The 25,336-nt window shown below is 65.2% G+C and carries 30 protein-coding genes and 3 pseudogenes; 17 read left to right on the top strand and 16 right to left on the bottom strand.

Annotated features, from left to right (window positions below):
* The first annotated feature begins 43 nt into the window (after window positions 1-43).
* Window positions 44-2,407 (top strand): NADP-dependent malic enzyme, encoded by a 2,364-nt coding sequence (locus ACP7AU_RS12350; RefSeq protein ID WP_426039417.1) that lies wholly within the window; start codon window positions 44-46, stop codon window positions 2,405-2,407.
* Here the strand turns inward: ACP7AU_RS12350 and ACP7AU_RS12345 are convergent, their stop codons facing one another.
* The 3 genes and pseudogenes from ACP7AU_RS12345 to ACP7AU_RS12335 form a co-directional block, all read right to left on the bottom strand.
* Entirely contained in the window at window positions 2,408-4,099 is a 1,692-nt protein-coding gene (locus ACP7AU_RS12345) for an AmpG family muropeptide MFS transporter (RefSeq protein WP_426051577.1), read from the bottom strand. It lies immediately after the preceding gene.
* Window positions 4,100-4,149: 50 nt separating this feature from the next.
* A complete protein-coding gene (locus ACP7AU_RS12340; RefSeq protein ID WP_426039419.1) occupies window positions 4,150-5,706 on the bottom strand; it encodes a response regulator in 1,557 nt (518 codons plus the stop codon).
* A 68-nt stretch (window positions 5,707-5,774) separates the two neighbouring features.
* A pseudogene (locus tag ACP7AU_RS12335) lies at window positions 5,775-6,443 on the bottom strand (ATP-binding protein); the annotation flags it as partial.
* A 62-nt stretch (window positions 6,444-6,505) separates the two neighbouring features.
* Here ACP7AU_RS12335 and ACP7AU_RS12330 point away from each other — a divergent pair.
* From ACP7AU_RS12330 to ACP7AU_RS12315, 4 genes are all read left to right on the top strand, one after another.
* Window positions 6,506-6,946, top strand: a complete 441-nt coding sequence (locus ACP7AU_RS12330; RefSeq protein ID WP_426051576.1) for a hypothetical protein — start codon at window positions 6,506-6,508, stop codon at window positions 6,944-6,946.
* Window positions 6,943-7,125, top strand: coding sequence for a hypothetical protein (locus ACP7AU_RS12325; RefSeq protein ID WP_426051575.1), 183 nt, complete (start codon window positions 6,943-6,945; stop codon window positions 7,123-7,125). Before ACP7AU_RS12330 ends, ACP7AU_RS12325 begins: the two co-directional genes overlap by 4 nt.
* Window positions 7,126-7,435: 310 nt before the next feature.
* A complete protein-coding gene (locus ACP7AU_RS12320; RefSeq protein WP_426051574.1) occupies window positions 7,436-7,891 on the top strand; it encodes a hypothetical protein in 456 nt (151 codons plus the stop codon).
* A gap of 8 nt (window positions 7,892-7,899) precedes the next feature.
* Complete coding sequence (locus ACP7AU_RS12315) at window positions 7,900-8,730, top strand: hypothetical protein (protein WP_426051573.1); 831 nt, start codon at window positions 7,900-7,902, stop codon at window positions 8,728-8,730.
* 315 nt (window positions 8,731-9,045) lie between these two features.
* Here ACP7AU_RS12315 and ACP7AU_RS12310 read toward each other — a convergent pair whose 3' ends face one another.
* Window positions 9,046-9,387 carry a hypothetical protein gene (locus tag ACP7AU_RS12310; protein WP_426051572.1) on the bottom strand — a complete coding sequence of 114 codons (342 nt, stop codon included), beginning with the start codon at window positions 9,385-9,387 and terminating at the stop codon, window positions 9,046-9,048.
* 175 nt (window positions 9,388-9,562) lie between these two features.
* On the opposite strand from ACP7AU_RS12310, the gene ACP7AU_RS12305 reads away from it, so the two are divergent.
* The gene (locus ACP7AU_RS12305) at window positions 9,563-9,829 is read left to right on the top strand and encodes a helix-turn-helix domain-containing protein (protein ID WP_426051604.1); all 267 of its coding nucleotides are present in this window, start codon (window positions 9,563-9,565) and stop codon (window positions 9,827-9,829) included.
* Here the strand turns inward: ACP7AU_RS12305 and ACP7AU_RS12300 are convergent.
* Together ACP7AU_RS12300 and ACP7AU_RS12295 are read right to left on the bottom strand one after the other, a co-directional pair.
* Window positions 9,789-9,977, bottom strand: coding sequence for a hypothetical protein (locus ACP7AU_RS12300; RefSeq protein WP_426051571.1), 189 nt, complete (start codon window positions 9,975-9,977; stop codon window positions 9,789-9,791). The genes ACP7AU_RS12305 and ACP7AU_RS12300 overlap by 41 nt on opposite strands.
* Window positions 9,978-10,031: 54 nt before the next feature.
* A complete protein-coding gene (locus tag ACP7AU_RS12295; protein ID WP_426051570.1) occupies window positions 10,032-10,376 on the bottom strand; it encodes a DUF6471 domain-containing protein in 345 nt (114 codons plus the stop codon).
* A 111-nt stretch (window positions 10,377-10,487) separates the two neighbouring features.
* Here ACP7AU_RS12295 and ACP7AU_RS12290 point away from each other — a divergent pair, with 111 nt between their 5' ends.
* Entirely contained in the window at window positions 10,488-11,459 is a 972-nt protein-coding gene (locus tag ACP7AU_RS12290) for an IS1595 family transposase (protein ID WP_426051603.1), read from the top strand.
* Here ACP7AU_RS12290 and ACP7AU_RS12285 read toward each other — a convergent pair.
* On the bottom strand, window positions 11,413-11,970 hold the full coding sequence (locus ACP7AU_RS12285) for a hypothetical protein (protein WP_426051569.1): 558 nt from the start codon (window positions 11,968-11,970) through the stop codon (window positions 11,413-11,415). The two genes, ACP7AU_RS12290 and ACP7AU_RS12285, sit on opposite strands and share 47 nt — an antisense overlap.
* 100 nt (window positions 11,971-12,070) lie before the next feature.
* Between ACP7AU_RS12285 and ACP7AU_RS12280 the strand changes: the two genes are divergently transcribed.
* Genes ACP7AU_RS12280 through ACP7AU_RS12265 form a run of 4 tightly spaced genes read left to right on the top strand, consistent with a single transcriptional unit; the run spans window position 12,071 to window position 13,859 of the window.
* Window positions 12,071-12,211: a hypothetical protein gene (locus ACP7AU_RS12280; protein WP_426051568.1), complete on the top strand. Its 141-nt coding sequence runs from the start codon at window positions 12,071-12,073 to the stop codon at window positions 12,209-12,211.
* Between the two features lie 31 nt (window positions 12,212-12,242).
* Window positions 12,243-12,425, top strand: a complete 183-nt coding sequence (locus ACP7AU_RS12275; protein ID WP_426051567.1) for a YodC family protein — start codon at window positions 12,243-12,245, stop codon at window positions 12,423-12,425.
* Between the two features lie 3 nt (window positions 12,426-12,428).
* Complete coding sequence (locus ACP7AU_RS12270) at window positions 12,429-13,301, top strand: hypothetical protein (protein WP_426051566.1); 873 nt, start codon at window positions 12,429-12,431, stop codon at window positions 13,299-13,301.
* Between the two features lie 3 nt (window positions 13,302-13,304).
* A complete protein-coding gene (locus ACP7AU_RS12265) occupies window positions 13,305-13,859 on the top strand; it encodes a lysozyme inhibitor LprI family protein (RefSeq protein WP_426051565.1) in 555 nt (184 codons plus the stop codon).
* Window positions 13,860-13,887: 28 nt separating this feature from the next.
* On the opposite strand, the pseudogene ACP7AU_RS12260 reads toward ACP7AU_RS12265, so the two are convergent.
* From ACP7AU_RS12260 to rdgB, 7 genes and pseudogenes are all read right to left on the bottom strand, one after another.
* A pseudogene (locus tag ACP7AU_RS12260) lies at window positions 13,888-14,757 on the bottom strand (ATP-binding protein); the annotation flags it as partial.
* 88 nt (window positions 14,758-14,845) lie between these two features.
* Window positions 14,846-15,796, bottom strand: coding sequence for a glutathione synthase (gene gshB / locus ACP7AU_RS12255; protein WP_426051564.1), 951 nt, complete (start codon window positions 15,794-15,796; stop codon window positions 14,846-14,848).
* 125 nt (window positions 15,797-15,921) lie between these two features.
* Window positions 15,922-16,737 carry a SirB1 family protein gene (locus ACP7AU_RS12250; RefSeq protein WP_426039422.1) on the bottom strand — a complete coding sequence of 272 codons (816 nt, stop codon included), beginning with the start codon at window positions 16,735-16,737 and terminating at the stop codon, window positions 15,922-15,924.
* A 41-nt stretch (window positions 16,738-16,778) separates the two neighbouring features.
* A complete protein-coding gene (locus tag ACP7AU_RS12245) occupies window positions 16,779-17,183 on the bottom strand; it encodes a YraN family protein (protein WP_426039423.1) in 405 nt (134 codons plus the stop codon).
* The gene (gene rsmI, locus ACP7AU_RS12240) at window positions 17,180-18,055 is read right to left on the bottom strand and encodes a 16S rRNA (cytidine(1402)-2'-O)-methyltransferase (protein WP_426039424.1); all 876 of its coding nucleotides are present in this window, start codon (window positions 18,053-18,055) and stop codon (window positions 17,180-17,182) included. The genes ACP7AU_RS12245 and rsmI overlap by 4 nt, the downstream gene beginning before the upstream one ends.
* A 37-nt stretch (window positions 18,056-18,092) precedes the next feature.
* On the bottom strand, window positions 18,093-19,271 hold the full coding sequence (gene hemW, locus ACP7AU_RS12235) for a radical SAM family heme chaperone HemW (protein ID WP_426051563.1): 1,179 nt from the start codon (window positions 19,269-19,271) through the stop codon (window positions 18,093-18,095).
* On the bottom strand, window positions 19,264-19,866 hold the full coding sequence (gene rdgB, locus ACP7AU_RS12230; protein ID WP_426051562.1) for an RdgB/HAM1 family non-canonical purine NTP pyrophosphatase: 603 nt from the start codon (window positions 19,864-19,866) through the stop codon (window positions 19,264-19,266). The genes hemW and rdgB overlap by 8 nt, the downstream gene beginning before the upstream one ends.
* Window positions 19,867-20,463: 597 nt before the next feature.
* Here rdgB and ACP7AU_RS12225 point away from each other — a divergent pair.
* From ACP7AU_RS12225 to ACP7AU_RS12210, 4 genes are all read left to right on the top strand, one after another.
* Window positions 20,464-21,057: a DUF2975 domain-containing protein gene (locus ACP7AU_RS12225; protein ID WP_426051561.1), complete on the top strand. Its 594-nt coding sequence runs from the start codon at window positions 20,464-20,466 to the stop codon at window positions 21,055-21,057.
* A 111-nt stretch (window positions 21,058-21,168) separates the two neighbouring features.
* Window positions 21,169-21,408, top strand: a complete 240-nt coding sequence (locus ACP7AU_RS12220; RefSeq protein WP_303696232.1) for a helix-turn-helix domain-containing protein — start codon at window positions 21,169-21,171, stop codon at window positions 21,406-21,408.
* A 4-nt stretch (window positions 21,409-21,412) separates the two neighbouring features.
* Window positions 21,413-22,012, top strand: a complete 600-nt coding sequence (locus tag ACP7AU_RS12215; RefSeq protein ID WP_426039428.1) for a Smr/MutS family protein — start codon at window positions 21,413-21,415, stop codon at window positions 22,010-22,012.
* A 20-nt stretch (window positions 22,013-22,032) separates the two neighbouring features.
* Window positions 22,033-22,518 carry a hypothetical protein gene (locus ACP7AU_RS12210; protein ID WP_426039429.1) on the top strand — a complete coding sequence of 162 codons (486 nt, stop codon included), beginning with the start codon at window positions 22,033-22,035 and terminating at the stop codon, window positions 22,516-22,518.
* On the opposite strand, the gene ACP7AU_RS12205 is transcribed toward ACP7AU_RS12210, so the two are convergent.
* Window positions 22,515-23,525, bottom strand: coding sequence for an adenosine kinase (locus ACP7AU_RS12205; RefSeq protein ID WP_426051560.1), 1,011 nt, complete (start codon window positions 23,523-23,525; stop codon window positions 22,515-22,517). The two genes, ACP7AU_RS12210 and ACP7AU_RS12205, sit on opposite strands and share 4 nt — an antisense overlap.
* A gap of 112 nt (window positions 23,526-23,637) precedes the next feature.
* Between ACP7AU_RS12205 and ACP7AU_RS12200 the strand changes: the two genes are divergently transcribed.
* The gene (locus tag ACP7AU_RS12200) at window positions 23,638-24,342 is read left to right on the top strand and encodes a hypothetical protein (protein WP_426051559.1); all 705 of its coding nucleotides are present in this window, start codon (window positions 23,638-23,640) and stop codon (window positions 24,340-24,342) included.
* The gene (locus ACP7AU_RS12195) at window positions 24,315-25,217 is read left to right on the top strand and encodes an ATP-grasp domain-containing protein (protein WP_426051558.1); all 903 of its coding nucleotides are present in this window, start codon (window positions 24,315-24,317) and stop codon (window positions 25,215-25,217) included. Before ACP7AU_RS12200 ends, ACP7AU_RS12195 begins: the two co-directional genes overlap by 28 nt.
* 1 nt (window position 25,218) lies before the next feature.
* Here the strand turns inward: ACP7AU_RS12195 and ACP7AU_RS12190 are convergent.
* Window positions 25,219-25,336, bottom strand: a pseudogene (locus tag ACP7AU_RS12190) (IS5/IS1182 family transposase); the annotation flags it as partial.

The following is a 25,336-nucleotide window of genomic DNA, read 5'->3' as shown; positions in this document are numbered from 1 at the left end:
AGGGCGCCGCTAGACCGGACGGGCCCAACCGTCAGAGACCCAAATGCCCGACCAGACCGACAAGCAGACCTTCTCCGACGAAGAAGCGCTCGATTTCCATCGTCTGCCGCACCCTGGCAAGATCTCCATGGCACCGACCAAGCCCATGGCGACCCAGCGCGACCTGTCCCTGGCCTATTCGCCCGGCGTCGCCGTGCCGGTGCGCGCCATCGCCGAGGATCCGGACAAGGCCTACGACTACACCTCAAAGGGCAATCTGGTCGCCGTCATTTCGAACGGCACGGCCATCCTGGGCATGGGAAACCTCGGCCACCTGGCGTCCAAGCCGGTGATGGAGGGCAAGGCTGTCCTGTTCAAACGCTTCGCCGACGTCGACAGCTTCGACATCGAGGTGAAGGCCACCGATCCCGACGAGTTCATCACCGTCGTCAAGAACATCGGCGACAGCTGGGGCGGCATCAACCTGGAGGACATCAAGTCCCCGGAATGCTTCGTCATCGAGAGCGAGCTGCAGGACCTGCTGGACATCCCCGTCTTCCATGACGACCAGCACGGCACAGCCATCATCTCCACCGCCGGCCTGATCAACGCCTGCCACGTCACCGGGCGCAAGTTCGAGGACGTGAAGATGGTCCTGGTCGGTGCGGGCGCAGCCGGACTGTCGTCGCTGAGCCTGATGAAGTCGCTGGGCGTCAAGCCCGAGAACGCCACCGTCGTCGACCTGCACGGCGTCATCTATCGCGGCCGTACCGAGGGCATGGACCAGTGGAAGTCGGTGCACGCCATCGACACCGACAAACGCACCCTGGCCGAAGCCATGCGGGGAGCCGACGTCGTCCTGGGCCTGTCGGCCAAGGGCGCGATCACGCCCGAGATGGTCGCCTCCATGGCCCCGCGCCCGATCATCTTCGCCATGGCCAACCCGGATCCGGAGATCACTCCTGAAGAAGTGCTGGCCGTGCGCAAGGACGCCATCATCGCCACCGGCCGCTCGGACTATGTGAACCAGGTCAACAACGTCCTGGCCTTCCCCTATCTGTTCCGCGGCGCCCTGGACGTCCGGGCCCGACGCATCAATCACGAGATGAAGATCGCCTGCGCCCACGCCCTGGCCCAACTGGCGCGCGAGGACGTGCCGGACGAGGTGGCCGTGGCCTATCGCGGTCGCAAGCTGAAGTTCGGCCCCGACTACATCATCCCGACGCCGTTCGATCCGCGCCTGATCTGGTACATCCCGCCCTTCGTCGCTCAGGCGGCGATGGACACCGGCGTCTCGCGCGTCAGCATCGACGACATGGACGACTATCGCGCCCGGCTGCGCGGACGGGTCGATCCGTCCGCCGCCCTGATGCAAAAGATCTCGTCCGCCGTGCGCGCCGCGCCGAACAAGCGCGTGGTATTCGCCGAGGGCGAGGAATCGACCGTCATCCGCGCCGCCTGGGCCTTCAAACAGGCCGAGCTTGGTACTCCGATCCTGATCGGGCGCGAGGATCTGGTCCGCAGGAACGCCGCCGAGGCGGGCCTCGACTTCGACGCCATGGGTATCGAGATCGTCAACGCCCGGGTTTCGGAGCGCAACGTCGAGTACACCGACTTCCTGTACGAAAAGCTGCAACGACGCGGTTACCTGCGCCGCGACGTGCAGCGCATGATTAACCAGGACCGCAACTATTTCGCAGCCGCCATGCTGGCGCGCGGCCAGGCGGACGCTATGGTCACGGGCACGACCCGCAACTTCAACATGGTGCTGAAGGAGGTCCGGCGCGTGCTGGACGTCGAGGGCGACAGCCTGATAGGCCTGTCGATCGTCCTGGCCAAGGGCCGCACCATCTTCGTCGCCGACACCTCCATCCACGAACTGCCCTCGGCCGAGGAACTGGCCGATATCGCCATCCAGGCCGCCGCGACGGTGAAAAAACTGGGTCGCATGCCGCGCGTGGCCTTCCTGAGCTATTCCACCTTCGGCAACCCGCCCGGAGAGCGCGGCGAGAAGGTGCGAGAGGCCATCCGCATCCTCGACAACAAGGGTGTCGATTTCGAGTACGAGGGTGAGATGCCGCCGGAACTGGCGCTCGATCCGGACCTGCGGACCAACTATCCGTTCATGCGGTTGAGCCGCGAGGCCAATGTGCTGGTCATGCCGGCCCTGCATTCGGCCGCCATCTCGACCCAGCTCATCCAGGCCCTGGGCGGGGCGACAGTGATCGGTCCGCTGCTGGTGGGTCTGGAGAAGTCGGTGCAGATCGTCTCGCTCGGCGCCCAGGTCTCGGAGATCATCACCGCCGCCACCTTCGCCGCCTACGAGCAGGGCGTCAGCGTCGAGTTCGAGCCCGAGGACGAGGACGCCACGCCGCACCCGAGCGCCGCGGCCGAACGGTCGATGACGGCGGTGCCGCCGACGGTCTGATCAGACCGTCGAGGCTCCGGTCCGGGCCAGCTTGCGGGCCTCGAACCCCAGCCGGACCCATTCGATCAGGACGAAGACGATGGCGATCACCCCCATCCAGGCGGCGATGACGAACATCGGCGCATAGCCCTGGGCATCGATGAGCTCACCGAGCGCGCCGCGCCCGAGCGTGCCGATGAGCAGGGCCAGAGAGATGAAGACGGCGAACTGGACCGCGCCGAAGGTCTTGTTCGACAGGGCCGACAGATAGGCAACGAAGGCTGCGCCCGCGAAGCCGCCGGCGATGTTCTCGCCCGCGATGGCCAGCATCAGACGTGACAGGGGCTCGCCCACGCCGATCGATCCGAACACGGAATAGAGGCCGGTCGCCGACATGAAGGGCCCGATGCTTGGGGCGCCGAGCGCCAGGTCCATCATCAGGAGGTTGGTGGCCGCCGACAGGATGGCGCCGAGCAGCAGGCTCCACATCCGGCCGATGACCAGCAACGCCCAGCCGCCGAGCCCAATGCCGACGATGGTCATGATGACGCCGAAGGTCTTGGACGCCAGGGCGACCTCGGCGGCCGTGTGACCCAGCGCCCCGCCCGTGTCCCCCATGTAGAAGGGGAAGGCGAACGGACCCCAGACGCCGTCGGTGATGCGGTAGGTCAGGATCAGTCCCAGTACAATCACCGCGCCCCAGCCCAGACGGCCCATCAGCTCGACCAGCGGGGCCAGGATGGCATCATAGAGAGTGTCGGCCAGCTTCGGCGCCGCCGTGGCCTCGGCGGCGGTCGCGGCGCGGCCCTTCCACACGATCACGCCGGCGAGAGCAGCCGGCAGAACAACGGTGGCCCCCACGATCCAGGGGCCCCACGAGCTGGTGAAGGTCCCGGCGCTCGGCGCTGGCGAGGTGGTCAGGGCGATGACCATGAACCGGACCAGCATGAAGGCGGCCCAGCCCCAGGCGGCCAGGGTGGCGACCAGCACGATCAGCCGCAGACGCGGCGACCCGCGCCGCTCGCGCGCGACCGCCGTCCGGGACGACGGGACGGGCTCGGGCGCGATCAGGGTGCCGATGATGCCAAGCCCCATCAGCAGGGCGGCGGTGATAAAGACGCCGGGCCAGCCGATGACCACGGACATCAGCAAGGACCCTGCACCGCCGACGAGGGCGGCCGTGCGATAGCCGAGTTGATAGACGGTCGAGAGCAGGTCGATGGGCGTCTTCTCGTCTGCCACCTCGATCCGCCAGGCGTCGATGACGATATCCTGGGTGGCGAAGGCGAAGGCGCCGAGCGCGGCGCCCAGGGCCAGCGGGCCCAGCACGCGTGCGCTCGGATGCGACAGGGCGACGAGGCCCAGGGCGATGGCGATGATCACCTGAAGCACCAGGAGCCAGCTACGGCGGCGGCCGAGCCGCTTGCCGAGGCCGGGCGGCGTCCAGCTGACGGCCGGGGACCACAGGAAGCGGAAGGCGCCGAACAGGCCGATCCAGGAGAGGATGCCGATTGTGGCGACCGGGATCTTCTCCTCGGTCAGCCAGGCGTTCAGCGTGCCGATCAGCATGGCGAACGGCAGGCCGGCGGAGAAGCCCAGCAGCAGCATGGCCAGGGTGCGCCGCTCGCGGAAGGCGACCTTCAGAACGGCCAGGCCCTTGGGCTTCAGGTCGATCTCTGTCGGCGCAGTGGGGGGCGCGGCGGGAGCGGTCATGGAACGGAGCCTCTGTCTCGAAGGGTCTCCGATCTGATCGCCGGTTCGCCCTATGCGACGCCGACCTTGGCGCGGATGTCGCCGCTCGTCCAGCGGGCCAGGGCAGCGCGCAGGGCCTCCATCTCCAGCGGCTTGACGAGGTGGTCATTCATGCCCGCCGCGAGGCAGGCCTGACGGTCTTCGGCGAAGGCGTTTGCGGTCAGGGCGACGATAGGGGTGCGGTCGCCGCCGGCTCGGATGGCCCGGGTCGCGGCCGGGCCGTCCATGCCGGGCATGCGCATGTCCATGAAGACGAGATCGTAGCGGGCCCGTTTCATGGCGGCGAGGGCCTCGTCCCCCGTTGCGGCGGTTTCGACCACGCAACCCTCGCGGCGCAGAAGGGTGCGGGCGAGGAGAGCGCCGACCGGATTGTCCTCGACCAGCAGGATGCGGGTGCCGGCGAAACGGATGGGAACAACCCGGTCGTCCTCGGGTGGCAGGCCGCGCGGGACGCCGACGGTTTCTCCAGCCGTGGCGGCGGCCAGCACCCGTTCGACCAGCGAAGCCCGGCGCAGGGGTTTGATCAGATAGCCGTGGAAACCGACCGACCTGTAGCGGGCGATCAACTCGCGTTCCGACGGCTTCAGCAGAATCACGCCGCGTCCGCCCTCGGGCAAGGCTGCCAGCGACAGGCCCGATACGGCAGCTTCGGCGTGGTCGACGAGGGTGACGGGCGCCAGATCGCCGGCGGGCCAGACCGAGCCGCCCGACGCGGTGATCTGGGCCTCTGCGGCGGCGCGGACGAAAGTGTCGGGGGTGCGGACGGCGACCGCCCGATCGGTCAGGGGCCGGGCGCGGGGTGTGGCGCCCGGAGCGACGGCGAAGGCGGCCTCGAACACGAAGCGGGAGCCGTCAGCGGTCTTGCCGCCCGGCGCATCCTGGACCCGCACCACCCCGCCCATGGCCGTGGCCAGTTTCTGCACCACCGCGAGACCCAGACCGGCCCCGCCGTGGCGGGTGGCGTCGGAGGCATCGACGTGGCCGAACTCCTCGAAGATGCGGGCACGGGCCTCGACCGGCACGCCGGGGCCGGTGTCGTCGATGATGAAGGCCAGCCGCGGCCTATGGTCGGAACCCCCGGCGCGTTCAACCGAGATATGGACGCCGCCGGCGTCGGTGAACTTCACCGCATTGCCCGCGAGATTGAAGAGGACCTGACGCAGACGGCCCTGGTCGGCGAGGACATCGGGGGCGTCGGGCGAGACCGACCAGACAATCTCAAGCCCCTTGTCGTGGGCGCGGGGGCTGAGCAGTTCGGCGACGCCGCGCACCAGACCCTCCAGCTCGACGGGCGCGGGATCGAATTCCAGTTTCCCGGCCTCGAGCCGGGCGTAGTCGAGCAGGTCGTTGACGAGGCCGAGCAGGTGTTCGGCGGAATCGCGCGCGGCCTCGGCATAGGCGCGCTGCGCCCCGTCCAGCCGGGTGCGGGTCAGGAGGCCGATCATGCCGATGACGCCGTTCAGGGGCGTGCGCATCTCGTGGCTCATGAGCCGGAGGAAGGGATCGGCGCCGCCCGCGCGGATCGCCTGCCCGGTTTCGCCCGCCTGCTCCGTCTTCCGTCGCGTCATGCCGCTCTCCGTTTCGGGAGGATCATGCAGGATCAGGCGTTAAGGCCGCTTCAACTGCGTGCTGAAGGCTACCAGGCCGGGAGACTGGCCCGGACGTCCTGCTGCCGTTCGAACTGGTCCTGGGCGCCGACGGTGGTGCGGCGATAGATCAGGGCCGCGGCGATGTGGCGGCGCAACACCCCGGTCGACCCCTTCAGGTCGGCGATGGTGCGGGCCAGACGCAGGGTCCGGGTCCAGCCGCGCGCCGTCAGTCCCCCGGCCTCCCCGGCCCGCATCAGCAGAGCCCGCCCCGCCTCGTCCGGCGTGGCGAACCGTTCCAGTACATCGCCGGACGAACGGGCGTTGAGCGCCTGAAGCGGGTCGAGGCCAGCCTCGCTCACCCGCTCTTCCTGCATGGCGCGGGCGACGGCGACGCGGGCGGCGGCCTCGGCCGTGCCCTCGGCCGGGCTCGGCAGGGCCATGTCGGCGGCGGTCACGGGCGGGGTCTCCACCGTCAGGTCGATGCGGTCGAACATCGGGCCGGAGATGCGGTTCTGGTAGTCGCGCTGGCAGCGCGGGGCCTTGCCGCACGCCCCCTTGCCCGCCCCGCCCATGCCGCAGCGGCAGGGGTTCATGGCCGCGACAAGCTGAAACCGCGCCGGATAGCGCACATGGGCGTTGGCCCGCGCCACCACGATCTCGCCCGTTTCCAGCGGTGCCCGCAGACTGTCGAGCGCCTGGGCCGAATATTCCGCCATTATGGAGCAAACACACCTAGCGGCGGGGTGACTAACTGGCTGTTCTTGCTACGTTCTTGGGCATGGAACACGAAGGCTATGACCGCCCGAGAACGATCGCTGGGCTGATCGAGAAGCGAACCGAACTCGCTCTGCTGTTGAAGCGGTTGCGGGCCGACGAGCGCAAGGTGATCTGCGATCTCGACCACGTCGATGCGGCCATCCGGCTTTTTGACAAGAAGGCCGACACCACGAGGCTGGTCCGCTACCCCACCAAGCATCGAGCCAAGAAGGGCGAGGTGGTGCGGCTGGTTTTCCGCATGTTGAAGGAGTCGGCTCGGCCGCTGACGGCGCTCGACATCGTCCACCAGCAGATCAAGGAGCGGAAGCTCAAGGCGGACGACAACACCGTCGTCATCATGCGTCGGCGCATCGGCGCTTGCCTGACTAAGCTCAAGGCCGACGGCCACATTCGGAATGCCCCCAGTAGCGGCCTATACAAGCTGTGGGAGTTGAACCGATGAGCGCCCGTCGTCGTCCCGAGCCGATCCGCTTCTGGCGTGGCAAGCGCCTCTACCAGATTGCCCACGTCCGTGACGGGGATGGCTACATGGGGCTGTGTGATGGCCGGGTGATCGCTACCGCACCGGATCGACCGGCCGTGATGCGGGCGATCCTCCTAACGGCGCGGTGGGCTGCGTAAGTGAATCGACGCGTTCAGCACCGTGCTCGACCCCAAGAGCTAAGTTGGACATCAGATCATTCGTCTTGTCGCGAGTGACGTGCTCCGCGCCAGCGCCTAAGCGCTCGCGCTGTCCCCAATGAAATCTACGCGCAGCAACCACCGCGCCCATCATCATGTATGGCTTTGCCGCTTCGAGAAGCCTGTCTTGAGCGCCAACAGGTGGGCTTAGAGAGCCTTCGAGGCTCCGATTGAACTTCTATTCAAAGCTGTGCGATAGCCGAGGATATCAGGCGGCTCCGCGATGTGGCCGCCACATAGGAAGTGGCGGATGGCTGACACAGAATCCAAAAATGAGCCCGATAGCAAGCCGTGGGATCGTGACAGACTTGCAGATTACGTTGTCGAGAAAGCAGTAAAGTTTTGGGGAGAAAGCAAGGAGCCGTATCTTCTCAGCTATATAGCTCCAGATTTAACCAAGATCGGGGTTAGTTACAAGGAAATACTCGGCCCCATAAAGCTGAAAGACTTCTTGTCGGAAGACACGAAAAGTAGGCTGAATATCGTTAGCCATAGCCTCCACAGGGCCAAGGTAGGAGTTGTTCCGGCCGGCGTAGCTTACAGATTCCCGGACGACCATATCAAGGTGATCGAAGGAACGGCTGACGCAGCAGGTCAAAAAGCGATTCTCGCATTCGTTGATGTAATCTCAGCGATGGATGATGACGCTTTAGAGAACTGGAACATACCAGCGTCCGTTATAAAGAGAATTGCCAATCCGAAATGAGGATTTGCATGGTTTTTGTCACTACGGACAGAGAGTTTGGTCAGCTGGTGGGCTTAGAAAAAGAACGAATTCTTCCTCAAGATGCAAATTCGAAATTGACGGTAACCCCTCCTGCATCATTTACCGTTTTTAGCTTTATTAAAAGCCAAGCCGACCTTCCAGAAGACCTCACGAAGTTTCTCGTATCTTCTTCCTTAGGCCATGATGGCGTCATGTTGATGGTTGAGGCTGGCCTTGAAGGTTTCGTCTCTCAAAATAGAGATGCTGCGTTCACTTGGTTTTTTGAATCAAGAAAAGCGCGCCTGAACCCTCACAATTATCTTAGCGCTGTTTTATCTCGCGCGCTCCGCGTTTATAGCGCCGTGATTAAACGTTTTGAAGACATGAAGTCTCGTCAACCAATGCTTCTACCCATGAGAAACTTTTTGGCTGGCGATCTCTCTAGGATGAGAAATTCTTTTCACGCAAATCCAATGCCTACCGATATTGTCGATACAGTCGATCGATGCATTAAGGGATTGAGGGCGACGCAATCACCCAAAAAATCTTCCACTTATAACGACGTCTATTATATAGACGAGAACGATAGATACTACCAATATGGTCATGAGGAGCACGCCCGACCAGAGACAAGCGTTCCGCCTCATGGCTACTATTGCCTTTTGAACAGCAACTTCAGGTTTGGGGTTAGTTATGATGCTATCAGACACTTCAACGTGAGCGAGGCCAAGAAAAATCAACTGGTCAAAGGCTCTTTTTATAACTGCCACGATCAAGCGACAAGCCCGCCTAAATCTGCGCTCCACATGAATATGTTCCCCAGCGATCAAATCGCATAAGAAAAAGGGCCACTCCCGAAGGAATGGCCCTTATCTTAACCTTTTCTAAGTTCTCAACTTTCGCCGCTGCGTTTGGCCAGGGCAGCGGATCACTCCGCATTTATCCAACCATTCGTATCAGTCGCTCGGTTCCCAAATGCCTATGCATAGGTTCCATCAGGGAACACAAAAGGAGCGCTTAGATGCGGTGTATCCTATGGATGCCGCTGCCTATGTCAAGAGGCAAGTGCGGACGGCCCGCTGACCAACGCGATGACCGGGGATCGTTATCCCCTACTCGCAGACCTAACGCAAGAAACACAGCATCCATCCAGTTCAGCGCATCACGTCAACCATCGCCTGCGCTTCGGGCGTTGGACGCCAGTCCTCGTAGCAACCGTTGGGCGTCCGGTTGCGGACGGTGCAGTCGGCGTAGCGTTCCAAGGCGGCCGTCGTCGCCCGCTCTGATGCCGCCGCGTTCGCTGCGGCGTGTTGTCGTTCGGCCTCCGCATCGACTTCACGCTGCTTGGCAGCGGCAACCTTCGCTCTCTCGTCTTCGACAAGCGACGCCCGGTATCTGGCCATTCGCTGTTCGTGGGCCACTTTCTTCGCCACCTCCGCTGCGTTTGACGCTGCGATCGCCTCTGCACGCTGGGCCGCCTGAACGGGGAACATCATGGGTTCAATCGCCGCGACGTAAAGCCACTAAACGCCGAGAGCAACCACCGCCAGCATGATGATCCCACCGCAGCCCGCACCCGCTGAACCACCGCCCGCCATCCTCGCCTCCCAGATTTAATCTGGAGGCTATAGCCCGTGGTTTAACGGGGGTTGAATCTGTCGCTTGGCGCCCATGAACGGGCGCGCGCTGGTCGCATGGAATCTGAGGCGATTGAGAACCGCGCGTGGGGTCTCACAAGAACGGCTGGCCGCCGACGCCGGTGTCAATCGCGCCTATGTCAGCGAGCTTGAACGAGAGCTCGGCAACGCCAGCGTCGATCTACTCGACCGGCTGGCGACCGTTCTCGATGTGGCAGTGGGTGAGTTTCTGACGGCTGTGCCTAAGGGCGAGGCAAAGGTCAGCCCGCTGCTGGCTGGTCGTAAGTCACGCCATCTCTGACGAACTCGATCGGCAGATCGACGATCCGATCGAGGTTAGGATCGCGCGCCACTTCGGCCGCCAGCCACTCGTCGCTGATCCGGTGGCTCAGACGTTCAACCGCGGCTTCGCCGGTGTAGGCACACGACTCAAATAGGTAGCGTTTCATAGCCAGACGATCTCATGAGTCGCCCTCTGTAGGATCGTCGCGGGTGTCGATGGCTCAGGAAGTCGTGGACGGTTCCTCGTCACCGGACCCGATGACTTTGAAGATTTCAGTCAGTGCCTCACCGGTGTTGGCATATGCCCCGCCGAAGGCGGGTTGATCGGATAGGCCTAGCCGGTCGGGGTGAAGTTCGATCGACCTGACCCCGAGTGCCACAAGACACTGAATCCAAAACGCCGCGCTGAACGTCCCGCGCATCACCTTGTTACGGAGGTTGCGTTCGTTGTCGTCCACACCGATTGCCCGGAGCCGTTCCTCAAGATCGGCATAGCTCAGGCCATGCTCCGCCATTCTGGCTCGGATGATTCCCACCATCCACTGCGTCAGAGGTTCGTCGGCCATGTGTCATCCTTAGGGCGTTAGCATCAAATATGGTGCGAACGCATTGACAATGGTGCTCGCATCGTATTTGGTGCGCTCGCATCACATTCGATGCGTTCGCACTGTTTTCGATTGTCGCAGCATTTTCTCCTTTCTGCAAAGGCGCGCACGCTAAGCCTCGTAAAGATCGCCCGAATGTCGGACGATGAGGCCCGCGCGACGTTTCGTGCAGTTCGGTTCGCCGAGAGCGGTGGTAGGCCAACCTGCCCCCACTGCCGCAGCGATGCTGTGCTGGAATTCAAGACGCGACCCCTGTTCAAATGCAAAGTCTGCGAACGCCAATTTACGATCACGTCGGGGACCATCTTCGCCTCCCGGAAGCTGTCGTTCCGTGACATCCTCACCGCCATCGCCCTGTTCGTGAACGGTGCCAGCGGCGTCAGCGCCCTGCGTCTGGGCCGCGAACTGGATTGTTCCTACAAGACGGCCTTCGTCTTGCTGCACAAACTACGAGAGGCGATGTCGTCGATGCGGGTGAGCCGGCCGCTGACTGGGATTGTCGAGATCGACGGCGTTTGGGTTGGTGGCCACTATAAGCAGGCGAACATCAAGGCCGAACGGAAGGACGGCCGGACCAAGAACCCAAAACGTCTATCTGTCGTGACGATGCGAGAACGGCGCCCCGGTGGGCGAACGGTGTCCGTCGTCGTCCGCCAAGAGACCCAAGCGTTCGAGGCGATCCTTCGGCATGTCGATCCCTCGGCGAAGATTCGCACGGACGAAGGCTCCGCTTGGACCGCTCTTCACCTGTATTTCGATGAGCACAAGACAATCAACCACAGCGTCAGATATGCGGAGCCCGGCGGGGTCCACACGAACTGGGCCGAGAGCTACAACTCGCGAGTTCGACGCGCGGAGCGCGGGGTCCACCATCGCATCTGGGGTCGGTATCTCTTGGCGTATGCCGAGGAGATGGGCTGGCGTGAAGACTTCCGCCGGGTGGATAACGGTCGCCAGTTTTCACAAGTCCTGATGGCTGCCGCCACGTTGCCCGTGTCTAGGGCGTGGGCGGGCTACTGGCAGCGGCACTTGGCCGGCGCCTGACCGACCAACGGATCGGCTCGCCTTCGTGGCGCTCTACTAGACCGCGTTTGAGGGATCGCTGGCAGGCTCCATTGGCGATGTTTGCCAACCGGCTTTTCTCACGATGATCTGGGGCGGTCAGCCCTAACTCGGTCGCGATCCCCTTCCCGATCTCCCACGTCGTCAGCGGGCGGTCGGCCGCTTTGAGCACCCTGTAGGCAGCCTTGGCACCCTCCCCGTGCTTACGCACGCGGGGCGTGGTTCGGATCGCCTTGACCTTTTCGGGGTTCCAATCCGGCTCGAAAGCGCGGATCGCGGTGGTCAACGCCATCGCCTTGGCCAGCATCTTTCGCTTACGGTTCTGTATCTCGATCTGCTTGTCGATGATCGCCGTGATGCCGGTGATGGGCTCAACCTCAAAATCTATGACGTTCAGATCGCCCATCAGCCGGGCGTATTTGTCTTCGAGTTGGGTCGCTGCATGCTGTCTGGCCATATCTGCTGATAGCAAACGCTCATTAAGGCTCAGCAACTTGAGAAGGCTAATAGAACCCTACCGCACGATCTGAGAACGACGATTCGCGAGCAAACGCCGAATCGCTTACGCTGTCAGGGTCAGCAGGAGATCAGCCATGGCGAAAAAGCAAACTGGCGACCAGATGGCGTCGCTCGCAGGCAAGGTTCTTGCCGGCAAGAAACCGACCGCTACGGAAGCGCGTAAGCTAGCGGCCTCTGTCCTTGGTCAGGATGAGAAGAAAGGAAAGCGTCCGTAATTCACGGGCGCAATTAAGTGAGGAGTTCCGAATGGGCGACGAGTTGGTTGTAGGCGATGTTGCCCGCCTGAAATCGGGTGGTCCCGTGATGACAGTCACAACCGTGGCAGAGCAATACGGGACACCTATGATCTGGACCATGTGGTTCGACCAGAAGGGCAGCCAAAATGGCACCTTCCCGCCTGCCGCCCTACAGAAAGAGGAAGACGAATAGCCGTTGACCGAGCCACCAACCCTGATCGTCCATCAGCCGCCTGCACCTATTGAGGATGAGGAACAGCTAGAAAGTCAGCGCCGCGCACTGACTTTGAAATTGGATGGGCGACAGAGCGGAAAATACTCTCGCGTCCTCTTAGCTGCTTTAAGCGGCATCCCTTGGGTCGGCAGTTTCCTTGGGGCGGCTGGGACATACAGCGCCGAGATCGAGAATGAGCAGCTTGGCGAACTGCAAAGGCTTTGGCTCAAAGAGCATGAAGCCAAACTCAAGCGCTTGGGCATTACACTCGCGTCTGTTCTAGGTCGCTTGGATAGCTTTGGGGAAGACCTTCAGGAGCGCATCCAGTCCGAGGAATACCTTTCGCTCGTAAGGCAGGGTTTCCGGTCGTGGGATCAAGCTGAGACCGAAGAAAAGCGTGAGTTCATACGGAAGCTTTTGGAGAATGCCGGCGGCACCAAGCTATGCCCAGATGATCTTGTGCGCCTCTTCATTGCTTGGATCGACACATATCACGAGTCACACTTCGCCGTAATCAGGGTGCTACATCAAAATGCGGGTGCCACACGCGCAGACATTTGGCGAGAGGTCGGCGGATCGCGAGTGAGAGAAGATTCGGCTGAGGCTGATCTATTTAAGCTACTGGTCCGCGACCTCAGCACGGGCAGCGTGATCCGCCAGCACCGAGACACGACCCCCTATGGGGACTATGTTAAGAAGGCTCGTGCTTCCGCCGGAAATCGGACATCCAACACCGTAAAGTCCGCCTTCGACAGTCAAGAATCCTACGAACTCACCGAGCTTGGAAAGCAGTTTGTTCACTATACGATGAACGAGCTAGTTTCTCAGGTCGGCCAAAGCACGAGCAGCCCCTAACCGATGGCAGAGTTAGTTCAAACATTGGGCCTGCTGGTCGCGGGTGCCGCGATCACGACCTTAGGGTTCTTGTCCAAAAGGTTCTTCACCAAAGCCTCTAAGCACGAGGAGGCGGCCCTCTATTCGGCCTTGACCGATCTCCAAGCCAAAATGACCGCCGCCAACGTATCCTTCGGCGATCTGGATGCCTTTGCCGCCCGGATCAGGTCTAAGGTCAGGGAAGCCGACACGAAGGATTCTGTAGGATCGAAGCCCAACACTTACTGGACGCAAGGCGAGATGAATCGGCGCGCTTATGCCGAATTCGACGTCGAGGACGCCTCGCTCGCCAAAGCAGTTACCGAGTTAGAGGGACTGATAGGCGAAGACCTGAACCTCCACGCCGCTCAAGAAGCTTGGGTCGCATACCGAGATCGTGAGGCACATTTTGCAGCCGCTGAGTATGAGGGTGGTTCCATCCAACCCCTCATACGGTCGTCCGAACTGGCCGCGTTAACGAGAGAAAGACGCGCCCGCGTCGAGGCCATGATTAACGACCGGCGAAGCCGTTACGGCTAAGCTCTAGGTGCGTTTGCTCCATAATGGCGGAATATTCGGGCAGTTCGTCCAGGAACAGGACGCCGTTGTGCGCCAGGGACGCCTCGCCCGGCTTGGCGCGCAAGCCCCCGCCGGTCAGGGTGCCCCGCTCGATCAGTCCGGCGACCGACCAGACCATGGAGGTCTCCAGCAGTTCCTGCGGCGTCAGCGGCGGCAGCAGGCCGGGCAAACGCTGGGCCATCATCGACTTGCCCGAGCCCGGCGGGCCCACGAACAGGATGTTGTGCCCCCCGGCAGCGGCCACTTCCAGCGCCCGCTTGGCGCTCTCCTGTCCCTTGACGTCGCGCAGGTCGGCGGCGCTCGCGCCGATCTTCACCGGCCCCGGCTCCGGCGCGCGCAACACGGTCGTACCCTTGAAGTGATTGATCAGGCCGATCAGCGACCGCGGCGCGAGGATTCGGACGTCGCCGGCCCAAGCGGCCTCGGGCCCATTCGCCTCCGGACAGATCAGGCCAAGCCCCATGGAGGCGACCGCGACAGCGGCGGGCAGGGTTCCGCCCACCGGCTGGATGCGGCCGTCCAGCCCCAGTTCGCCCAGCGCCGCCCAGCCGTCCAGCGCGTCCGGCTGGATCACCCCCAGGGCGGCCAGCAGAGCAAGCGCTATCGGCAGGTCGAAATGGCTGCCCTCCTTGGGTAGGTCGGCGGGGGCCAGGTTGGCGATGATCCGCTTGGCCGGAAGGGCCAGGCCGATGCCTGCGAAGGCGCCGCGCACCCGCTCCCGGCTTTCGGCCACCGCCTTGTCCGGCAGACCGACGATTGAGAAGATGGTCGGGCCGTCGTTGCCGACCAACTGCACCTCGACGGCGACGCGCCGCGCCTCGACCCCCTCGAACGCCACCGTCGCGATACTGGCCAGCATGATGCTCTCCTTGCCGCGCTAGCGCGCGTCGCGCTGCTTGAGCGCGAGGAGAACGAACCATGAACCTGTTCAGATTGCAAGAGCGCCGTTATGCGCTCGGAACGTGTTTCGCCTCGATCACGTCCCACAGGATTGCGGCGGCGTCGATGCCGGTGAATGCCTTAAGCTGCACGGCGCCCGTCGGCGAGGTAACGTTGATCTCGGTCAGGTAGTCGCCGATCACGTCGATGCCGACGAACAGCAGGCCGCGCGCCTTCAGTTCCGGGCCGATGATGGCGCAGATCTCCAGGTCGCGAGCCGTCAGCTCGACCGGCGCCGCCGTGCCGCCGACGCGCAGGTTGGACCGCACCTGACCCTCGGCCGGGACGCGGTTGATGGCGCCGACCGGCTCGCCGTCGATCAGGATGATGCGCTTGTCGCCCCTGGACACGGCGGGGATGAATTTCTGGATCACCAGCGGATCGCGCGATCCGGCCATATGGATTTCGATCAGGGCCTCCAGGTTCGGATCCTCGGCCTTGAGGCGAACGACGCCCGAGCCCGCCGCGCCATGCAGGGGCTTCAGCACCACATCGCCGTGACGCTCGTGGAAATCGACCAGGGCGACGGGATCTGACGAGATCAGGGTCGGCGGCTGGACACCCTCGAACCGGGTGGCGAACAGCTTCTCCGGCGCGGACCGGACCTCGGCAGGGTCATTGACCACCAGGGTGCGCGGATGGACCGTCTCCAGCAGATAGGTGGCCGTGACATAGGCCATGTCGAAGGGCGGATCCTGGCGCATGAGGATGACGTCGACGTCCTTGCCGAGATCGAGCTTCACCTCGTCGCCGAGGGTGACATGGTCGCCATGTACCTGACGGATCACCGCTGGACGCGCGCGACAGAACAGGGCGCCGTCCTCCAGCGCCAGGGTGCGGAAGTCATAGACCCAAAGCGGATGACCGCGCTGCTGCGCCTCCATGGCCAGGAAGAAGGTCGTGTCCGAGGCGATGTTGACCGCCTCGATCGGGTCCATCTGGATGGCGACTTTGAGCATGGAGAGGGACTTCCTTGGTGCGCTATCGCTCGGCCCCTCTTTGAAGGTTGGGGCGCCTCGCTGCTTGAGCGCGTTCGCGCCTAGCTTTCAAGTAGTACGAAGCGCGACGGTTCCAAGCAGAAGCGTCAGTTTAGCCGCATCCGCAGCCGGTCGGCGGCCATCTGATGCATCTCATCGTCCTGCCCCGCCACGGCGCGGGCGCGACGCAGGGCTTCGAGGGCTCCGGTCAGGGCGCCCTGTTTCTCGCGCGCCGCCGCGACATCCAGCCACGGCCGGTAATCCTCGGGATCCAGGAGGGCGCGGCGGACGGCCGACCGTTCGGCGCAGAGATAGTCCCCCACCTTGATGGCGCGGCTAAACAGGACGTTCTGCAGCCGGATCAGGCACTCACGGTCGCTGACCGGGGCCATCAGCACGTCCAGACGGTCGGCGACGTGCGGCGTCAGGCCGGCGCGCAGGGCGCGGCGGGTCAGCTCCGACGGCATGACGACGCGGCCCTGGCTGAACGGATCCAGCGCGACAGGACCGGAGGGGGTCTCGACCCGCAGCAGGAAATGGTTGGGAAAGTCGACGCCCTGGGCCTTCACGCCCGCGCGGCGGGCGGCGTCGAGGTAGAAGACGGCCAGCGCCGCCGACAGCCCCCGCCTCCGCTCCGCGACGTCAAGCACATCGGTATTGGCCGGATCGGCATAGCGCAGCAGGTCGCCGTTCAACCTCAGATCTGAGGCCATGGTCTCGGCAAGAGCGTCGTCGGGGCTCTCGCCGCCGATGCGCTCGGCCAGCCGTTCGGCGGCGGCGTCTGCGAGGACGCGGGCCGGCGAGGAGTCTCGGAACGGATAGTCATGCAGGGCGCAGGCGATCGCCGCGTCCAGCAGCGGGAACGCGTCGTCGTCGGCCCGACCGGCCTCTTCCAGTGCGACTTCCGCCTCTTCGCGCGTCACAGCCCCGTCCCCCGACGACCCGTTCCCACCCCCCGGTGGAACTATAGATTGCGACGATGGCGCGGAACTCGTCCTGGCGCCAGCGCTACGGTATCGATCCGCAACGCAAGACCGGCCAAGCTGGGCCTTTGGCGCAAAAGTGCGGCGCCGGCGGCACGCAGTCGCTCTAGCTGTCGGGGATCCACGGCGTTCAGGGCGGCCTCGATCGTGGCGCGGCGTTTAACCTCGACCACAACGGCGGTCTTCCCCTGTCGGGCGAGAATGTCGATCTCCACGCCTTTGGTCTTCAGACGGAAACCCAGCACCTGATAGCCCTTCAGCATCAGGAAGGCGGCGGCCAGCCATTCGGCGCCGTGACCCTCGCGAAATGCCTGCCCGCCCAGGGCCTGACGCCATGCCGCCTTCGGCCTGGCGGGAAGCGCGGCGCGGACCTTCGACGGCCTCATCCCTTGCCCTGAAGCTCCAGCGCCCGGCGGTAGAGGGCCTTTCTTGGGAGGTCGAGGGCGCGGGACACCTCGGACGCCGCCTCTCCGGGGGCCAGGCGCGCGAGGGCTTCGGTCAGGGCCGCGTCCGCATCGGCGGCGCTGGCGGTCTTGACCTCACCGGGGCCGATGACGATGACGATCTCGCCCTTGGGGCTGTCGCAGCGCGGGTCGACGGCGAGCTCGGCAAGGGTGCCGCGCACGGCCTCCTCATAGAGTTTGGTCAGTTCGCGGGTGACTGCGGCGGGGCGCGGACCCAGCACCTCGGCCATGTCGGCGAGGCTGGCGGCCAGACGCGGGCCGCTCTCGAAGAAGACCAGGGTCTGGCGCGCCGCCTTGACCTCGGCGAGCGCCGTCTTCCGCGCGGCGGACTTGGGCGGCAGGAAGCCGGCGAACAGGAACCGGTCGGACGGCTGGCCGGCGATGCACAGGGCGGCCAGCAGGCTGGAGGCGCCGGGGATCGGATGAACCGGCAGGCCGGCGGCGATGAAGGCGCGGGCGACGACGAAGCCGGGGTCCGAGATCACCGGCGTGCCCGCGTCGGAAACCAGGGCCACAACCTGACCGTTGCGCACCCGCTCGATGGCCAGTTCGGCGGCATGGGCTGAGGCGTGGTCGTCGCAGCGTTCAAGCTTCGCCTTCAGCCCGTAGGCGCCGAGCAATTTACCGGTGACGCGGGTGTCCTCGGCCAGGACCAGATCCGCGGCGGCGAGAACGTCAAGCGCCCTCAGCGTCATGTCCCTGAGGTTCCCGATCGGGGTGGCGACCAGATAGAGCCCTGGCGACACGGGCCGGGGCGGCGGCGCGGTCGGGGGAAAGGGGGTAGGCTCGCTCATCGCCCGACCGTGCCACAATCCGCAGCCTGAGCGAAGGTCAGGTGAGCAGCGCCTTCAGCACAGCGTCGAGGACGGGGCGGCCCCGAGCGGTCGCGGCGATGCGGCCGTCGGCGGACGCGAGGAAGCCGTCGGTGATCAGGTCCGCGACCGGATCGGCCGCAGGCGACAGTCCCAGCGCCGCCAGATCGGCCAGGGCGACCCCCTCGACGGCGCGCAGCCCCAGCAACAGACGCTCCTCGGCGGCGGCGCGGGGGTCCAGCACGTCCTGGTCGGACCAGGGCGTTCCGGCGGCGACGCCCTCGACATAGGTGGCGATGCGGCGGTGGGCGACCGTGGCGGTGCGGATGCCTTGCAGCGTCAGCCGCCCGTGGGCGCCGGGGCCGACGCCGACGTAGTCGCCGCCGCGCCATACATGCAGGTTGTGGGCGGAGCGGGCCGCGGCATCCCGGGCGTGGTTGGACACTTCATAGGCTTCGAACCCGGCGACCCCGAGGACCGTCTGGGTGGCTTCGTAGAGGTCAGCGGCTGTGTCCTCGTCGGGCGGCACGAGCGAGCCCCGCTCGGTCGCGCGGGCGAAGGCGGTGCCCTCGGCGATGGTCAATTGGTAGGGGGAGACGTGCTCGAACCCCATGGCCAGCGCCTCGGCCATGGCGGCGTTCCAGGCGGCGACCGTCTGGCCCGGAAGGGCGTAGATGAGGTCGATCGACAGCCGGCCGAAGACGCCGGCGGCGACGGCGATGGCCCGGCGCGCCTCGTCGGCGGAGTGGTTGCGGCCGAGGAATTTCAGGGCCGCGTCGTCCAGCGACTGGACCCCCAGCGACAGGCGATTAACCCCCGCCTGTCTCAGCGCGGCGAAATGGGCGGCTTCGGCGTCGGTGGGGTTGGCCTCGAGCGTGATCTCCACCCCGCCGCCGGGGAACAGCGTCCGCGCTCGCTCGATAACCCGCGCCACGTCCTCCACCTGCATCAGCGACGGGGTGCCGCCTCCAAAGAAGATCGAGGCCAGCGGGCGCGGTCCCAACATCGCCGCCTGGGCCTCCAGATCGCACAGGATGGCCTCGACCAGCACAGCCTGTTCCTCGCGCCAGCCCCGGTCACGTACGACGTTGAAGTCGCAATAGGGGCAGATACGGGCGCAGTAGGGCCAGTGGACGTAGACGGCGATGGCCCCATTCCCCGATTTCGGCGCGGCGGCGCCGGGGCGAGGCTCAGTCAATCAGGGCCGCCTTCAGCATCTCGAAGGCGCGGGTGCGGTGGCTGAGGCTGTCCTTCAGCTCCGGCATCATCTCGCCGAAGGTCAGGTCATGGCCATCCGGAATGAACAGAGGATCGTAGCCGAAGCCGTGCTCGCCGCGTGGCGGGAAGGTGACGACCCCGTCGACCCGCCCCTCGACCACCACACAGGGGCCGTCGGGCCAGGCCACCGCCAGAGCCGAGGTGAACCAGGCGGACCGATCCGTCGCGCTCAGCTCCTCCAGCCGCGTCTCGATCTTTCGCATGGCGGAGGCGAAGTCCCGCTCCGGCCCGCCCCAGCGGGCCGAAAAGATGCCGGGGGCGCCGTCCAGAGCCGCGACCGACAGGCCGGAATCGTCGGCCAGGCTGACTTCGCCCGAAAACTGGGCGGCATGACGCGCCTTCAGCATGGCGTTGCCGACAAAAGTGGTCTCGGTTTCTGCTGGTTCGGGCAGATTCAACTCCCCGGCGGTAACCACCGTGTAATGTCCGTCCAGAAGCGCGTCGATTTCCCGCGCCTTTCCGGCGTTGTGAGTGGCGGCCACGAGCCGCATCCCTTTGATAAGCTTCAACTTCATACGTGATCACGCTCTTGAAACATTTCATTGCCTAAGTTTAATATCGTTAAACGATATGTAACGTGACTGATCGGTACGCACGGCCTATCTATGATCTCAAGAACGGCGGCCACAACGTTCCCCGGAAAGACCCAAAAGGGCAAATCCGAACCCCGTGGCGCACAGAAGCGGGCATTAATGACCCGCCTCAGGATCGAAGGATAGAACGATGAACACGATGAACGCCTCGCTGATGATGGACAAGGTCGGCGCGGTGCTGATCAATGCCGCCCTGCTCGCCGCCCTGCCGACCGCCCTGGTCGCCATCCTGGTGCAGTCTTTCTAACTTGGGTCGCTAACGTTCGCTCCCCGGTCCGATCTTCGATCGGCCGGAGGACAGGCTAAGCGGTGGCTCATTGCTTGAGCGACCGTCGAAGAGAAGAGACCCCCCGTTCGTTGCTCAAGCAGCGAGGCTCCACGAGCCGAGCGATAGCAACACAAAAGAAGGCTTCGCCGTTGAAGAAGATCGCGATGTATAAGACCGCGTAGGGGTGTTCCCGAACCCCACGCGGTCCTCGCGGCCAAGATTTCCGGTCCAGTGTCCTTTCCGAGCTGTCGATGCCCCTCACACGGCCTGAGCTGCGCCTGCCGAAGATGCCCAGAGGCATCCGCGCGCCGTTCAAGACCCTGGGCCCCAGCTCTGTTTCCAGCCTGCTGAAGATCGCGCTGGACGTGGCCTATGTGCTTCTGATGGTCATCACCGCGGTGCTGCTCCTGGTCTTCCTGGCCTCGATCTTCATTCCACTGGCCAATCTGAACATCACCGTCTCCAACGAATCCGGCGGCCGCCAGCAGCCGCTGACCCGGCCCCTGCTACTGTTCGGCGTGGGGGCCCTGACCGCCTATTTCGGCGGGTTCCTGCTGATTCTGAGAAATCTGCGGATGATCTTCCGCACCCTGACCGTGGGGGATCCGTTCCGCCCCGAGAACGTGCGCCGCCTGCGCCAGATCGGCCTGATCCTCGCCATCGTCACCGGCGGCGTCTGGTTGATCCAGGGGCTCGTCGCCGCCCGCCTGGCGCCCGGCGTGATGGATTCGCAGGGCGTCGGCGAGCTCTTGACCCCGGTGTTCTCGGTCCTGGTCGTCTTCGTCCTGGCCGAGGTGTTCAAGGAAGGCGCGCGTCTGCGCCGGGAATCCGAGTTGACCATATGACCGCCAGAGCCGGCCGGCGCGCTCAAGCAGCGAGCGACCGCTTAGCCTGTCCTCCGGCCGATCGAAGATCGGACCGGGGGGCGAGCGGTAGCGCCCCGAAGGGCCACTAGAATGGCGATACGAGTTCAACTGGACAAAATCCTGGTCGAGCGGCGCATGTCGCTGACCGAGCTGGCGGATCGCGTGGGGGTGACCCTGGCCAATCTGTCTATCCTGAAGACCGGCAAGGCGCGGGCCGTCCGGTTCTCGACCCTCTACGCCCTGTGCCGCGAACTGGACTGCCAGCCGGGCGACCTGCTGGTCTTTGAGCCCGGTCCGCCGGAGCCGGACGCCGACGGCGAAGACGCCTGATCCCGTGGCGCGGCGACCGCCTCCCGACCTGACGACCGAGGACCGCCGCATCTGGGCCCGGGTCTCCGGCTCCGTCACGCCTCCGAAGACCCGAAAGGCCGCACGCGTGACGCCGGGCGCCATCCTGCCCGACGAGCCGCTAAAGCCCGAGACGATCAAGGCCGCGCCCCGCTTGCCCGATCTGGGCAAGCCGAAGACGTCAACGAAAATCCGGGGCGCCGCTCCGGCCCCGAAGCCCACGCCTGCGCCCACGACTGCGCCCCGGTCCGTGCCCGAGGAGCTGGAACCCCGCCGCCAGCGCCGGCTGTCGCGCGAGCGCGATCCGATCGAGGCCTCCATCGACCTGCACGGCTTTGGCCGGTTCGAGGCCGAGGACCAGCTGCGCGCCTTCCTCACCCAGTCCCGGGCGCGCGGCCTCCGCGCCGTACTCGTCGTCACGGGTCAGGGACGCCGTCTTTCGCAAGGAGGGGGCGGCGGCGTCATCCGCGCCTCGATCCACGAATGGCTCCAGGGTCACGCCCTGCGCGGAATCGTCTCCGGCTTCGCCATGGCCCACCGGCGCCACGGCGGCGACGGCGCGATTTACGTCACATTGAAACGCTAGCCCGAAGGTGGAGGATCTCGATGACCGCAAACCGCCTCGCCATATGGGTTTTCGCCGTCGCCTTGACCGCAGTTGCCGCGCCGGCTCTGGCCTGTTCGCCACTGGCTGACGCCTCTCCGGACGCCGCTGCAGAGCGTGTCAGAAATCGTCAGGCCGAGCTTTGGGCCCGGTCCGACGTGATCTTCCTGTCCGAGGCCAGCGCCTTCGAGCGCATCGAACTGGCCGGGGGCAACGGGTTCAGCGCCATGCTCGTCCCGTCGCTGGCGCTAAAGGGCGATCTGCCGGCCGGGCGGATCACCATCCGCCACACCACCTTCACCAGTTGCGGACCCATCCCCTTCCTCGACGCCCTGTCGGGCCGCGAGGGTGAGTGGTTCGTGACCTATGGTCGCTACGTCGCGTCAGGGCTGTCGATCGACGCCACCGTTCCGGTCGCGAATCTGGTCGACGACGAAGGCCTGCGCGCCTGGCGCAAGGCCTTTGATGCGGAACCCTCAGCGAACTAGACGGTCAGCGTCAGGCCGTTCTCGGCGGCCAGATCGGCCAGCTTGACCATCGGACGCGGACCCCAGTGGGCGATCACCTCCGAGGCGGCCAGCGAGCCGAGCTGGCCCGACTGTTCCAACGTCAGGCCGCGCGCGACGCCCAGCAGGAAGCCGGCGGCGTACTGGTCGCCGGCGCCCGTGGTGTCCTGGACCCTGGCCACCGGATAGGCGGCGATCGAGACCCGCTCGTCGCCCGAGAGGATCACCGAGCCGTGCTCGCCGCGGGTGACGGCGGCGATCTCGACCATCGAGGCCAGTTTCGCGGCGGCGGCGTCGAAGTCATCCGTCTCGAACAGGGCCGCCAGTTCGCCTTCGTTGGCCAGGACGATGTCGGCCGAGGTCTCGATGAAGGCCAGCAGTTCGGCGCGCCAGCGGGCGACGACGAAAGTGTCCGACAGGGTGATGGCGACCTTGCGGCCTGCCTTGTGGGCGGCGGCGGCGGCGGCCTCGAAGGCGGCGCGGGCCGGGGCCGGGTCGAACAGATAGCCTTCCAGATAGACGATGGCGCTGGACCCGATCAGCTCGGCATCAATGTCCTCGACCGCGAGCTGGTTCGCCGCGCCCAGGAAGGTGCACATGGTGCGCTGGCCGTCCGGGGTGACGTTGATCAGGCAGCGGCCGGTGCCGGCGCCGCCGTCCAGAACGGGGGTGTCGAAGTGGACGCCCGAGGCGCGGATGTCGTGGCTGAAGACGCCGCCCAGGGTGTCCGGCGCGACCTTGCCGACATAGGCCGCACGGCCGCCGAACGAACCGATGCCCGCGACCGTATTGCCCGCCGAGCCGCCCGAGGCCTCCACGCCCGCCGCCATGGCGGCGTACAGGGCCGCGCTCTGGCTCTCGTCGACCAGCTGCATCGAGCCGGGTGTCAGGGACTGGGCGGTCAGGAAGGCGTCGTCGCACGGCGACAGGACGTCGACGATGGCGTTGCCGACGGCGCAGACATCATAGGTGGCGGTGTTCTGGGTCATGGCGCGCCCCATAGCGGGCCGGATCGTCACGCGCCAGAGGCGGATTACCGAAGCTTCACTTGCCGCCCGACGGGCGGTTCGCAAGATCGCTGCCGCATTCCGGGAGATCGCCATGCTCAGCCTGCTCGCCGCCCTCGCCCTTCAGATCGCCGCGCCGATGGTCGTCCCGGATGGCGGGCGGATCAGCGAGGAGCGAAAATGCTTCACCCTGAGCATGATCCGCGACGGCGACTCGCGGCCTATTGGCGTGACTTGGCAGACGATCGAGCGCGACACCGTCGAAGGCGATCCCGTGCTGCGGGTGGTCGTGCATCAGTCGGTCAATGGCGGCGCTTTCGACATGCGAGACGAGTTTCTGCTGGAGGCCGCGAGCCTGCGGCCGATCTCCCTGATCAACACCCGCCAGGGTCAGGTCCATGTGCGCCTGGCCTATGGGCCCGACCGGATCACAGGCGTGAGGATCGATGGCGGGGTCTCCACCCCGATCGACGTCCCCCTGACCAGGCCGGTCTGGGAGGGCAATCTGTTCGGCCAGACCTTCGCCGCCCTGCCGCTGGCCGAGGGCGCGACGTTCTCCCTGCCCTACTGGCAGTACGACAAGGGGTTCGGGACCTTCTCCGTGCGGGTCGTCGGATCGGAGACGGTTCGCACCCCCGACGGTCCGATCGAGGCCTGGGTCGTCGAGGCGGGCGCCGAGGCAGGCCGCACCCTGACCTATCTGATTTCCACTTCGGGCAACCGCGAATTGGGCTATCGGGCAGCGCAAGGATCGCAGGCCCTGGGCGGCGATTGTTCCTCGCTGGAGACCGCGCCCTGACCCAAATCGCCATCCTGACGCCCGCCGCCGACGACCCGGCCTACAAGAGCCACTGGCCCGTCGTGCTGGAGCGGCTGTCGACCGCCCTGGCGATGGCCGATGTGAGCGCTGTCCCGACCGCTTGGACCGACCATGTCGAGGACGCCTCGGACCTGACCGGCTATCCGCTGGTGCTCGGCGTCCTGACCTGGGGCTACTATGAGCGGCACGCCGACTGGCTGGCGGCGACGACCCTGTGGGGCAAGGCCGGGGTGCGGATCGCCAATCCTGCCTCGGTGCTGGGATGGAACTCCGACAAATCCTATCTGCGTCGGCTGGAGACCGCAGGGATCCCGATCCCGCCCACGGCCTGGAGCGATCAAGTCACGCAAGCCGAGGTTGACGCCGCCTTCGGCCGGTTCGGAACCGACACCCTCGTCGTGAAACCGACCGTCTCCGGCGGGGCATGGAAGACGGTGAAGGTCTCCCGCGGCGAGACCCTGACCGACGCCCCCGACGCAGCGGCGATGATCCAGCCCTTCCTGCCCGAACTGGTGGCCAACGGGGAGCTGTCCCTGCTGTTCTTCGGCGGACGGTTCAGCCATGCGGTCATGAAGCGCGCCACAGCGGGTGATTTCCGTGTCCAGGTGCAGTACGGCGGCAGCTATGTATATGTCTCCGAGCCGCCCGCCGGGGCCGTCGCCCTGGCCGAGCGAGTGCTGGCCGCGATCGAAGAGCCCCTGCTGTACGCCCGCATCGACATGGTCGAGTCCCCTGCGGGGTGGGTCCTGATGGAGGCGGAACTGGTCGAACCCGACTTCTATCTGGCCCAGGCTCCGGACGGCGGGCGTCTGTTCGCCGAATCCGTGAAGGCGAGACTGTCCAGCGGCGCCTAGTCTAGGTGGTGTGGACAAAGTGTCTGATCCACAGTCGGATGGATGCGACGACGACGAAGCCGAGGAAGCTGTCGGCGGTCTTGTCGTATCGGGTAGCCAGTCGTCGGCTGTGTTTGAGC

Source organism: Brevundimonas sp. SL161, assembly GCF_049896985.1.
In the GTDB taxonomy this organism is placed as follows: Bacteria; Pseudomonadota; Alphaproteobacteria; order Caulobacterales; family Caulobacteraceae; genus Brevundimonas.
Note: the sequence above shows the minus strand (reverse complement) of the source record. Positions and strands in the feature narration are given on the sequence as shown.